Source organism: Sphingobacterium ginsenosidimutans, assembly GCF_039536865.1.
GTDB classification, from domain to species: domain Bacteria; phylum Bacteroidota; class Bacteroidia; order Sphingobacteriales; family Sphingobacteriaceae; genus Sphingobacterium; species Sphingobacterium detergens.
The window spans coordinates 62,106-74,598 of sequence record NZ_BAAAZK010000003.1; the positions used below are offsets into that span (position 1 = coordinate 62,106).

The following is a 12,493-nucleotide window of genomic DNA, read 5'->3' on the forward strand; positions in this document are numbered from 1 at the left end:
GCACTAAAAATCAATTAAATACACAAAAATAACAAATTTTAACATTTCATATTCTACATAATGTAGAATAGATTCTATATTTGTAGTATGAATAAATTATCAGCGACTGAAGAACAATTGATGGGATACATCTGGGACATGAAAAAGGCCTTTATGAAAGATCTTATGGAAGCCTATCCTGAACCCAAACCTGCTCCGACGACGATTGCGACATTATTAAAACGAATGACCGAAAAGGGAGCCATATCGTATGTATTATATGGCAATTCAAGAGAGTACTATTCCCTGTTCGACAAGGACAGTTATTATCTCGCACACGTCAATGATATTGTTGAAACATATTTTGATAATTCAGCTTTAAAATTTGCTTCTTTTTTCACAAAACAATCGCAGTTGAACAAGGAGCAATTGGAAGAACTGAAAAAAATAATTGATTCAGAAATTAAAAACAAAGCGACATGATTATCTATCTGGGAAAATTGATCGCCTGTTCAGGCTTACTGTATCTGGTATACATTTCTCTTTTGCAACAGCAAAAGCTCTTGGTATTTAACCGGTTTTATCTGCTTGCCATTATACCTATCGCTCTTTTTACACCATTGGTGCAAACTGCTCTGCCGTCATTTATCCCTGATTTTTTTCATTTTAATAGGGTTCAAGCGGAAGTCGTTCCAGAGCATATGGAGCTTGCCATCACAGCCCCTGCAGCCGTCCAACAAGAACCGTTGATATCAACCAACACGGTTATTTTCCTTGTCTATCTACTGATTGCTATTGCACTTTTGGTTAGGTATATAGTAAGCTATAAAAAGTTTTCATCCTACATCAGTCGGGCATCAGCGACAGACAATCCTTCAATTTATAGTATTCATGGCCTTAAAACTCCCTTCTCATTTTTCAGACGGATCTATGTACCCCGTGGCGCCTATTTACAAGGAGAGATTGAGGCTTCGATTATCGCCCATGAACAGGCACATGCAGACCAGCGACATTCCATAGATGTGATGCTCATGCAGTTCATGCGCATTGTATTATGGTTCAACCCTTTGGTTTACCTGATCGACAGAGCTGTTCGACAAAACCACGAATACCTGGCAGACGATGCCGTAGTACAGGTTTATGAACGCGCCAGTTACCAACATCTGATTATCCAGTGGAGCATGTCCTCCCCCGATATAAACGCATTACCGGCCAGTAATTTTAATTTTTTAACAACAAAAAAACGATTAATTATGTTACAGAAAAGAACGAACAGTGGTAAGCTCCTGCTGATGCCTGCGCTTACCTTATTGCTGACAACAGCAATTAGCCTGTTGTTTTCGACCCAGGTCGAAGCACAGAAAACAACGCCGGCCAAAACAGAAAAAACTGAGCCTGCGAAACTGGCCAAGACTCCCCCCACTTCCAAAAAACCGGGTGCCCCAAAAGCGGTATCTGAACGGCCTAGTCCGCCCAGAAGAGAAGGAGCTCCCGCAATGGAACCCAAGAAAAATGCTGCTCCAAAAGAAGAAACAATACGCTTTCCAGAGCCTAAAAAAACAGGTGGAAACAGAAAGAAAACAATGAAAAATAAGCCACCAATGCTTGAAGAAGTGAAGGTGGAAACAGCACCCAAAATAGAAGAGGTGTATGTTGAAAACGTAAAATTTCAGGAACCTAAACGGATCAATGTAAACGGTAATGCGAATGGAAAAGCTACCGATAATGGCACCTCCGGCGGAAGTTCAAGTGAAAAGCATCAGGAACCTAAACGGATAACTATGCGTGGAACAGCGAATGTGAGCACTGTCACATCGGTAAACGCAAACAATGTTCAAGTCAATGATCCCAAAACGGTATCGATAGTAAAAACTGGAACTGCCACATCTGGATCGGCAAAGGCAACGGAAATTAGGTCGGCGGAACCACATACCATAACGAATGTAAACGTGCGTTCTACTAGTACCATCAGCTCCGAAGCAAAGGAAAACAACGGAAAGCGAGCCGCAAAAATCGTTCTTAAAGGTCAACCCGCAAAAAAAGAGTTTACATCAAATTAAACAGGATTTATGTCAAGTGACATGAAACGTCTGATTCAAAAAGCAAAAAACCGGAAGAACAATCGTTCCTCCGGTTTTTCAACCAAGCCTATGGAAAAATCGTGAAATCCATGAGGCTGTTATTGCATACGTACCGCCTGAATCACTTTCGGCTTGGATGTTAGGTAGTTCCTAAACCCAGTTGCATACTGTTCAATCTCTGCATTTAAGGTTTCGATGTACTTCTTTTTTGCTCCGCTATCACCATCCAGTTTTACCATCCAGTTAATTTCAGTGCTATCATCCCCTTTTTCTTTGGTAAATATCGCTACCTGAACCGCTTTCAAGCCCGTTGGCAGCGCATCTTTTTTAATCGTATACACCAAAAAACGATGCTGCTCCTCCAATTGGTTCAGCAATTCATCGCGCTTGGAACCGTCCTTAAATGTCACCTCCCGTGCAATAGGCAATTCAGTACCCTTGTTAACCATGGATTTCACATAGCCATTGGAAAGAACGGCAACCAAGCCGTTATTCTTCAGCAACGACCAGACCGAGTCCCGTGCTACGGGAACCTCGATCCGTCGGTCTATATCCCAGCTTACAACAGCTGCTGTGGCCATTTGCGCCTTACCTTGCATCGCAACCGATACCAGCAAAACAAGCATGAAAAGAATACGTTTCATCAGTTATTTGTTTAAAAGTTTGGCCAATTCTTTTTCAAGATCGGCACCACGAAGATTTCGAGCGACCACTTTACCATCACTGTCTAACAAGAAGTTAGAAGGAATTGCTGTGATATTATAATACTGAGCGGCTTCATTTTTCCAACCTTTCAGATCCGATACCTGTGCCCAAGGCATTTTATCATCTTTTACCGCTTTCAACCAGTTATCTTTCTTATCGTCCAATGATACGGCAAAGACATCAAAACCTTTTGCCTTAAAAGCATTGTATGCTTTCAATACATGTGGGTTCTCAGCCCGGCAAGGACCACACCAAGAAGCCCAGAAATCGACCAATACATATTTCTTACCTTTCAGGTAGTCGTATAAGTTGACATTCTTTCCTGCGGCATCTGCCTGTGTGATATTGATAAATTTAGCACCATCCTCTGTTTTCTTCACAGCAGCAAGAGCCTTGTTGATATTTTCCTTCACTTCCTTTGCTTCCTGTAACCAAGGGTATTTTTCGATCAGGGGATTGACATAGCTCAGGATAAATTCCTGATCACGTCTGGGACTGACATAGCCCAAAGCATAGACCACCTGCGGTTCATTTTTATAGTTCTTAACGTACCATTTAGCGCGGGTAGCCATATTATCATATTGTTCCATCATCATATCCGTCAACGATTTAGTCATTGCCGTATCCTTGCTCTGCATAGCCATGTACTGTCTTTTACCAATAGCAATGGTATTCTGATAGTTTTGATAATTTTCCCAGTTCAGCATATTGATCAACTGATTGTCTTTACCTTCAGATTCAATAAAAACATAAGGCGGATTTTTGATTTTGATTTTAGCGGTATCCAAGCCTCTAAAATCAATTTTTAAATCATCATTACCGGCCCAAAAGGTGATTCTATCCCAACCAAAAACATCCAGGCTGTAAAAACGAGGTGTTTTTGCCGGTACTTTTATTTCATAGGTATTATCTGCCTTTAATTGAATTTTCTGAAAAACCTCTGCATCCTTCATCGCTTTGTCTTTCAATACAAAGGGATATTTTTCTTGACTCTCTTTATCTGGTGGAAATTTCACTGTTCCCCGTACGGTAATGTAATCTCGCGTTTGCGCAATTAATGCTGTAGTCATCAATAGTCCAGCGACTATACCTAATACCACTTTTTTCATGTTGTATCTAATTATATGTTTAAAATTTAACCTTGAATAATTCTTCTAATTTTTTCTCCATAGCGCCACCACCTTTGGGCTCGAATCCGATTTCCTTCATAATGATTTTGCCTGAGGGGTCGATCAGATAAGAAGTCGGCACTGCATTGACATTAAATAGGGAGTAAGAAACCTTGCGGTCGTCGTATAACTGTGGCCAGGGATTAGACTCCTCCTTTACAGCTTTTAACCATGCGTCCTTATTTTGATCGATCGAAATATTGATCACAATAAAATCCTTATCCTTGATCTTGCCATAGACCTCACGGATCCTTGGGAACGAAGCCCGACAAGGGGAACACCAGGAAGCCCAAAAATCCAACAGAATGTATTTTCCCTTAAACTCATTAAAGCTGCGTAATTTTCCAAGGGCATCAGGCAGTTCAAAGTTCTTGACCGTAGCGCCTATATACGCATTTTTCTGTCCCTGGATCTTGGCATATAAAGTCTGCGATTCTTCGCTTTTTTTGACCTTATCCGATAATTTATTGTAATAATATTCTAATCGTTCGAGCGGTAAAGTCGTTTCCTGCGACTGTATAAACACAGGTGAAACCAATGCATTTGGTTTCACAAATACATTCAGCAAAGAATCATTCAAGTGCACAAAAAGCTGTTCTTTATACGCTTTTGCTGCTTCAAATTGTGCATTTCCGGTCTTCATGGCATCTGCACCATATTTTTCCTGTGTCAGACGCATGGATTCCCGAAATACCTTGATTTTCGCTTCATTGTATTGGTAAAAAGAAGTCGCTGAGGCAAGACCGCTCACTTTACCGGATGATAAACCTTTCAGCACATCAAATTCCACGTTTATGGTACCCGATTGATCGTAAAACAAGACTAGCGGTGCATACATACGACGTTTGGCATGATCATATTCAATGGAAATCGCCCGTGATCCAACTTTTTTATCTTCAAAATTGATTTCGAAGTGGCCATTTTTTATTTCCGCCGAATCTTTCACCATACGATTGTACAGGTATACTTTGTTGTGCCCTTCCGTATCACCAGTTACCTTCCCAATGACCTTGACCTTAATCTGACCGATGGCCAGCTGCGCGATCAAGAGCCCTAAAACACTAAAAATTATTTTCTTCATCTATCTAAAATTTATTATTAAGCTACTCTGATTGCCATGCTTTCCGTACGGGACAGCGTTCCATGACCAAACGCATCCGCTCTATCTGTCCCTGGGTGAAGCTATTCCGTAGCGAAGCAAAGCGGACATCATCCATAGCGTTGTTTGCCAGAAACTTTTCACCATCTAAGCCTGTCTTCAGGAGACCTGAAGATTGGTTTGCCGTCTGCGTATTCCCCGTAAAATATTTCTTCGTATCCGCCACAAAGTCATTGACAGGCAAGGTTATTGAATTCGTTGCATACAGACCATAATATATACCCAGATGAGGAGCGATTTCTATTTTGAGACTCGACTCCGGAAAGAAAATTGACCGCTGAATCCCCAGACCGTAGATTGTATAAAAATCAGTTGTCGGGATTTCGGCTTCCGAGTTAACGATATTGGCAATCCCCTCGATTGCCTGCTGCCCCGCAGGTACGAGTTGATAAGCCGCACGGTTATTTCCAATACTGGTATTTGCTACTGTTGGATAGATATAGATATTCAAAAATTTATCCTTGTTCCATTGGTAGGCAGCAGTCGCATTGATTTTCGCAGTAAAATTTGTGGGTAAAAACTGCGCTGTGGGTGAAGCTTTCCAGCTTGCATCATATAGGATCTTATTGTAACCAGGTAGTGCTAAAGCCATTCCTGCCGGATTTTTCTTCGCCAGACGGAATTCAAAATTTGCCTGCCCGCCATTTGGATCTTTACCATACACATTGTTAAATACCGCATTTGCATAGGCTATAGCCGACTCCAATTGTTTTTGCTGAATATCCTGATAGGTCAGGGCATCATAGCCGGGGTCCGTCGTACTCAGCTCAAACACATGGAATACCACATCAATGTAGCGTTTTGCTCCCAAAGGCTTTGGCGCTTTAATCTGTACTGATTTAACCTTAGATTTCAGGCCACCGATCTGCGCATAAAATTCTCGTGTGTTCTTCGAAAGATATTTTACCTGATATTCCATTCCATCGACCAGCTGTCCATCCGCAAAAATCTTGACTTCAGCTTTCGGGAGCTTAGCGTAGTCCACATACATCATCGTATCTCTTGGCTGTCCCCCCGCATCCTTGATCTGCACTTTACGATAGGCCTCCAGCACAAATTGCAATGTCGCTTTGCCATCGGCGATCAGCGATGTGCTTCCTGTCGAAAAGTAGATGGAATCGATATCTCCGACTTCTGCTGTATATGTTTGGTAATTAAACGTGTCTTTTTTGCAGGCCTGCAGCCCTAGCAAGACAATGAGTACAAAGAGTATATTTTTCATCTTTATCTATTTTTTTCGTTCATTCATCTATAACACTTAAAAAATAATTGGATTCCAGCCTTCATTTGGTACGATATGCGGATTTTCCTGCAATTCAGTCAATGGAATTGGCAATGCATAGTGATAGCCTCCGGCCTCGACCTTAATGTCAAATTCCTTATCGAAAAACTTGAGCTTACGCTGCATCGTGCCCAGTCGGTAACGTTTGAGATCTAACCAACGCTTATCCGTATCACAAAAGAATTCCTTGCGTCGCTCGCTGATAATCTCGCGCAGCAGCTGTTCATTATTCAGATTGTTTTTTGCTGTTGCCCCTCTAAATCCTTTAAACTTATTTAAGGTTGCCAGCGCTTGCTCGTTCTGATTTAAACGGCAGTAGCTCTCCGCCAATATCAGATACGCTTCCTCTGGCGTAAACAAGTGAATACGCACATATTTTGGTCCATTGGGCATCCCGTCTGGCCAGGTACTTGACAATACAGCTCCATTGAAATACGCCGCCTTCCGTATGTCATCGTTGTCAAAAGATTCCAAAAATCCGGGATCCACTTTTAGATTTGCCGGAGCAAAACCCAGATAATCGTAAGGCGATCCGTAGATGGCGCCGACATTACCAAAGTTTAACGATTGCATATAAACTGCCGGATATTCGGTATTGAGATTGCGCTGCACATTTTGAAAAGCCGTCAGTGTATTTGGAATATATGCATCCACACCATCAATAGCCGCCAGTGCATAGTTGCGCGCTTCTGTATAATCTTCCGCTTGTCTGGCCGAGGACTCGGCCTTAAACCAATAGACCTGAGCCAACAGATTCTGGATAAAACGACCATTGAAAAAGCGACTGTAACCAGGGTTCCCTCCTTCCGATTGGTAGAAGGCCAAAGCCTGTTTCAGATCGTCAATAACGACTTTGTATACATCAGCCGATTTCCACCTCTTCATTTCAATACCTACCACCTCTTTTCCTGTATGCAGATACAAGGGAATTCCCCGGTCTTCCTTATCCATAGGTGCGAAATATTGCTGCAGTTTGAAGATATAGTAGGCCCGATGTACCAGCATCTCCCCTTTTACGCGTTTCAGTTCACTCGGATCACCCTGCGTTAATTCGTCCGACTGATCGATCAATGCATTTAGAAACCCGATCACAGCATAATAGTTGTTCCAGATATTATCCGAGGTCTCCATATCGTTAAAAAGTAACTTATTAGCATACAATTTTTCGATACCGTGGATGTTTTTTGGATTGATATACTGCCCCATATTACCAGCAAAATCGAAATTGTCCGCATAGGCCTCAAACATCATATTTTGTGCTTCGTTCATAATTGGAGCCTGCCCAACAATTGGACTGGTGTTTGACCGTGCAAACATATCCAGATAACCAGCCAATACAGATTTTACGTCGTCCAGGGTTGTTACCGCCCGTTGGTTTTTCGGTGGCAGATCCAAGAAGTCCTTACAACCTTTATTGATTAATGTACAGCACAATGCGATATAGATTACTATCTTTTTCATCTTTAATAGCTATTAAAATCCAATATTTAACGAAAATGAATAACTCGGTGTGGTTGGATAACCAAAAGCCATCTGTGTCTCCGGATCCGAACCTGAATAAGGTGAAATCGTAAATAGGTTATTGGCAAATACGCCGATCTGCAGCTGTTTGATCAGTTTTTTGAGCACTGCTGGATTTGCGCGCCAGTTGACACCGATTTCGGTACATTTGATATACATCCCTGATTCAACATCCCTATCGATGAGGTAATTAACATAATTTGAAGCTGTCGGTGAATAATAAGGGATATCCGTCACATCACCATACTGACGCCAGCGATATTGCTGTTCCTTGAGACGGTTTGTACGTCCAGCTGTCACATCATCTGTCATCCCACTCGGTCCCTCCCGACGATCCTGAAATCCCTTGATCATATTACCGTCCGCAAACACAAAGTTTGTTGAGAACGTCATGCTTTTATACCGCAAGCGTGTATTGAAGCCGCCATATAGTTTAGGGTCCTGCTGTCCCAGATAGTATGTCCGGTACTTACTCTGTAGATCTGCCGACGATATTTTTGAAAGATCAATAATTTCCTCGCCGTTGATATTTCCGGCCGCATCCAGACGTTGGGCCTTCACCATCATGTGTCCATTATTCGGATCGATGTGGTCATATTTATAGCCAAACCAAGAACGCATCGCATAATTCTCTACATTTTGTGGTGTTAGATTAGACACTGTCGGTTCTTTCTTATAATACACCTTATCGAGGTTATTTTTGACTGTCGTCAGATTTCCGCCAACCTCCCAGAGCCAGTCTGTCTTTTTGAGCAATTCCACACGTGCCGAAAGTTCCCAGCCTTTATTGGAAAGTATTCCCGCATTCACGACAGAACTCGTACGCCCTACCGATACTGGCAATACCACATTGTCCAAGAGATCGGTCACCCGATTATCGTAATAGTTGGCTTCGATATTCAGACGGCTATTCAAGACAGATATCTGGACACCATAATTTATATCTCGCTTCTTTTCCCATTTCAATACAGGATTACCGTATTTAAACGCTTGTGCTTTTACGACATCATCATAGACCAATGCGCTGAGGGTATAGGTATGGAAGGGATAGACCGAACGGTTGATACTGCCTGTATAACCAAAACCTGCCGAGAGTACAAATCGGTTCAACCAGGGCAGTTGTTCCTTGACAAACTTCTCTTCATGTCCGTTCCATTTGGCTCCAACCGACCAGAGTGGTGTAAACTGATTTTTTGAACCAATGATATCCACACCGTCCGAACGGAAATTCGCATTAAAGACATAACGATTTGCATAACTATAGGTTGCGGAACTGATAAAGGATACCGAGCGATCTTTTTCATAATACGTACCGCCTAAGCGTGACAGATCCAATTTCTTATAGTTCGCTGGTGGCACATCATCCCAGGAAGGATAACCCGCCATACGGTAGTCCTGCAAATAAATGGGATTGTAGTGAAAGAAACGATTGTTTGTCCGCTCGGAGACCTCATTGGCAAAAAAAGCCTGTACATAATGCTTGTCTGCGAAAGTCTTGTTATACTCGATGGTATTCCGGACCGTGTAATCGAGGGTTCTGCCTGAATTTTCCTCCAAAAAGCCATAGTTAAATTTCGGTAATACTCCAGATCCACTCGTCCGGGCCACATTTAACCAGTTTTGAGCAAAGGAACGGTAGGTACCCGCACGGGATTCATCCGCAGTAGATACATTGGTATAATTCACAACAGCGGATCCACGGTATTGGAATCCATTTAAAAACTTCCATTCCAGTCCAAACTGACTCCGTACATTGGCATAATCCGTGGTCAACGTATTTTCCCGCAGTTCTTTGATGATATTGAAAGTCTCATAATTTAAATAGGCCGTTTCACCAACTTTACCACTTAAATCCCGATAGGTCTTATCCCAGGCATACGAGCCATCTTCCTGATAAGGTCGTTCATACGGATTGGCAAATAGCGCATAACGGAAGGGATCCATGGCCGATTGCCCCTCCTTATTTTTCTTGATCGTAGAATACAGATTAAAATCGACCAATAGTTTATCGTTGATATTACGCGTCAGTTTGACATTCATCCCCCCTTGTTTGTTGTTATTTTCCATCAGTGTACCATTGGCATCCTGATAGTTCAACGAGACATTGTACTGGAGTTTCGTACTTCCACCACTCATGGCAATATTATGAGATTGCTGATAGGCCGGATTGTATAGTACATTGATCCAGTCTGTATTGATCATTGACAGTTGGTTGATTTGCTGTTGTGCTTCCGCTGCTGAAATAGCGCCATTATCCACTTGCAGCAGCAATTGGTTGGCACGTCCACCATAGACCGGATGAAAATCTTTGTACAATTGGGTTTCGAAGGCCAGCTTTTCTGCCGAATTCATAAAATTGAATGCATTGCCCGGCTGCATATTCAAGGACTGCTTGGTGCTATAATTGATATAATCCTTGCCAGCTTCCCCACGTTTGGTCGTGATCACAATCACACCGTTGGCCGCGCGGGCACCGTAGATAGAAGCTGCGGTCGCATCTCGTAGAATATCGATGCTGGCGATGTCTTCCGGCGGAATATTTCCGATCCCGTTGGTCAGCAAGCTATTGATATTAGAACTTGTTTTATCTGTTCCAGCAACCCCACCGTTCTGTAGCGGCATACCATCCAGGATGATCAGCGGCTCACTGCTCCCGGTCATGGTATTACTCCCGCGAATGATAATTGATCCAGCTTCGCCCGGCCTGCCCGAATTGGAACGAACATAGACACCGGTCAGTTTTCCACGCAGGGCCTTGTCTACGGTCGTTATCCCCGATGCCTGCAGATCTTCCCCCTTGATGGAGGAAATATTTCCGATCAGTTTATTGCGTTCACGTTTTTGAAAGCCTGTGGAGATGACCACATCATCGAGCTGTTGTGCTTTGACACGCAAAGTCAGCATCAATGTTGTCTGTCCAGCGACATGGATTTCTTCGGGGTGATAGCCCAGGCAATTACAGAGCACCTGCTGCCCATCAGCAGGGCGGAGCAACTTAAAAGTCCCCGTACGATCAGTGGCAGTACCGATCCTGGTACCTTTGATCAGCAGGGTCGCTCCCACAACAGGATTGCCCCGTTCGTCAACCACCTTCCCTTGAATGGTATCTTTTTGTGCTGCCTGCAAGGTTAACGCTGCTGCTTTTGTTTCCCCGGTTCCTTTCGTCGTTCTTTTCTTCACCAAAACCTGCTGTCCCGAAATCTTAAATTCCAATTTCGTCTGCTGTTCAAGTAGCTGAATAACCCGTTCTATCGAACAGTTGGCACAGTCAAAGGAAATCGCAGGACTGTTTTCCACGGCCTTGTCGTAGAGAAATACATACTTGCTCTGTTTCTCGACCTGACGGAAGACGCTTATCAGCGATTTTTGTTTGGCGGCGATATTGATCTGTGCCTTTAGCCCTCCAAGCGGTGAAAGTATCAAAAGCCATACGCCTCCCCCGAGCAAAATGGATTTCACACGCCTATACTTCATGAAATGGTGTTTCATAATGTTTTAGGTTAAATATTAGAAAATTGATTAGTTTGCTTTTGTTGCTTATTCGTTTTTCGTGACCGTAATCTCAATATCAAAAAACCGCAGCATTTCCACGACTTCTTTCATGGAGTCCGTTCGCTTGATCCTTCCTGAGATTTTCTTCGTAGTATCCTGCTGTTTTAAGCCTATAGACACTGGATACCAGCGCTCAAGCTCCCTGACGATTGTGAGTGCGTCAGCATCTTCAAAGTAGAATTCGCCATTACGCCAAGCCACTACCGATTCCGGATTAGCCAATGTATGAACAGCCCCCACTTGCCCATCTGACACATACTGTTCGGCTGGTTTCAGTACCGTTGGCGCATCTTTTCGTCTGCTATCGCGCACCGCCACAGCGCCCTCCAATAAAGTGACGGTCTTGCTTCGCTCATTGTGATACCCTCGGGTATTAAAATGCGTTCCCAATACCTTCACCTGCTGTTGTCCCATCGTGACGATAAACGGAGATTTTTTGTTGTGCGCCACCTCAAAGTAAGCCTCACCAGTTACCGAAACTGGGCGCTCAGCCCCTTCAAAATGTGCTGGAAATTTCAGTTGCGAAGATGCATTCAGCCACACCTCTGAACCATCAGACAATGTCACATGTAATTGCTTTCCGCGTCCAGTTTGAAGGGTTTGAAGCTGCCCCTGCAGTTTCGTATGATCTAGTTTTCTAAAATCCAGTGAACTGGCGTTGTGCGCCAATTGAGACAAATTGCTATCCAATGGGCGCGCACCATCCAATAAAACGGTATCACCTGTAGATAGAATGAGTTTTGACGATGAACTAGCATCCACATAGGTTGCTTTGAGCTCCTTCTCGTCCATAAAAGAGGTGGATGAATGCAGCCACAATTTCCATAGCGAGCCCAACAGCAACAAGACAATAGCTGCGGCACTGACCGCCCAGGGATTCCGATAGATCGGAACAGTCTTTACAACCGTATTAACCGCTGACAGACTATAGTCGTTATCTAGCTCCGCTTTACGGACAATCCCCTTCCAGATATCGTTCTGTTTATTCTTATTTGGTTTATTGGATAGAAAATGCATCATCAAATTTTTATTTCCACTTATATAG

9 protein-coding genes are annotated in these 12,493 nt (G+C 43.1%); 2 read left to right on the forward strand and 7 right to left on the reverse strand.

All coding sequences use genetic code 11. The annotated features are described in order from the left end of the window. Positions 1–87 precede the first annotated feature (87 nt). Both ABFX33_RS08700 and ABFX33_RS08705 read left to right on the forward strand, forming a co-directional pair. On the forward strand, positions 88–462 hold the full coding sequence (locus ABFX33_RS08700; RefSeq protein WP_346085542.1) for a BlaI/MecI/CopY family transcriptional regulator: 375 nt from the start codon (positions 88–90) through the stop codon (positions 460–462). Beyond that, on the forward strand, positions 459–2,039 hold the full coding sequence (locus ABFX33_RS08705; protein WP_346085544.1) for a M56 family metallopeptidase: 1,581 nt from the start codon (positions 459–461) through the stop codon (positions 2,037–2,039). Before ABFX33_RS08700 ends, ABFX33_RS08705 begins: the two co-directional genes overlap by 4 nt. A 119-nt stretch (positions 2,040–2,158) precedes the next feature. On the opposite strand, the gene ABFX33_RS08710 is transcribed toward ABFX33_RS08705, so the two are convergent. The 7 genes from ABFX33_RS08710 to ABFX33_RS08740 are packed head-to-tail and all read right to left on the reverse strand — an operon-like array spanning position 2,159 to position 12,468. Beyond that, complete coding sequence (locus tag ABFX33_RS08710; protein WP_346085546.1) at positions 2,159–2,704, reverse strand: SRPBCC family protein; 546 nt, start codon at positions 2,702–2,704, stop codon at positions 2,159–2,161. Positions 2,705–2,707: 3 nt separating this feature from the next. Next, a complete protein-coding gene (locus ABFX33_RS08715; RefSeq protein ID WP_346085547.1) occupies positions 2,708–3,874 on the reverse strand; it encodes a TlpA family protein disulfide reductase in 1,167 nt (388 codons plus the stop codon). 19 nt (positions 3,875–3,893) lie between these two features. Beyond that, complete coding sequence (locus ABFX33_RS08720) at positions 3,894–5,015, reverse strand: redoxin domain-containing protein (RefSeq protein ID WP_346085549.1); 1,122 nt, start codon at positions 5,013–5,015, stop codon at positions 3,894–3,896. A gap of 22 nt (positions 5,016–5,037) precedes the next feature. Beyond that, complete coding sequence (locus ABFX33_RS08725; RefSeq protein ID WP_346085551.1) at positions 5,038–6,315, reverse strand: M43 family zinc metalloprotease; 1,278 nt, start codon at positions 6,313–6,315, stop codon at positions 5,038–5,040. Between the two features lie 36 nt (positions 6,316–6,351). Next, the gene (locus ABFX33_RS08730) at positions 6,352–7,836 is read right to left on the reverse strand and encodes a RagB/SusD family nutrient uptake outer membrane protein (protein WP_346085553.1); all 1,485 of its coding nucleotides are present in this window, start codon (positions 7,834–7,836) and stop codon (positions 6,352–6,354) included. A 12-nt stretch (positions 7,837–7,848) separates the two neighbouring features. Next, positions 7,849–11,385: a SusC/RagA family TonB-linked outer membrane protein gene (locus tag ABFX33_RS08735; RefSeq protein ID WP_346085554.1), complete on the reverse strand. Its 3,537-nt coding sequence runs from the start codon at positions 11,383–11,385 to the stop codon at positions 7,849–7,851. Positions 11,386–11,433: 48 nt separating this feature from the next. Beyond that, complete coding sequence (locus ABFX33_RS08740; protein WP_346085556.1) at positions 11,434–12,468, reverse strand: FecR family protein; 1,035 nt, start codon at positions 12,466–12,468, stop codon at positions 11,434–11,436. Positions 12,469–12,493 lie beyond the last annotated feature (25 nt).